Annotated in this window: 1 protein-coding gene; it reads right to left on the bottom strand. The window is 42.7% G+C overall.

Annotated elements, in window-relative coordinates; genetic code table 11:
• A partial coding sequence (locus BOW55_RS21010) for a hypothetical protein (RefSeq protein WP_164975101.1) occupies nucleotides 1–232 on the bottom strand: 232 nt, incomplete at both ends.

The raw sequence follows: 232 nt of genomic DNA, 5'->3' as shown, positions 1-232 counted from the left end.
TTAAGCCTGTTGGTACTGTTACCGGGGTAACTTTTACCTCACCTGGGTTAGTACCCACTACTACTGCTGCTCCGTTTAATTTATCATTTAACGTTAAGGCTGGTGTTGTTCCGCCTGTGTAACCATTGATCGAAGATGTCGTTTCTGCTACTGCATCGATTGTAGGCTGGCTAACTACTATAACTGAAGTTACTTCATCACAGTTTCCTGGATTGGTTACTTCGCAGATTTT

The organism is Flavobacterium sp. YO12 (assembly GCF_004119495.1).
Lineage (GTDB): Bacteria > Bacteroidota > Bacteroidia > Flavobacteriales > Flavobacteriaceae > Flavobacterium.
This window is presented reverse-complemented; position numbering and strand designations above follow the sequence as displayed.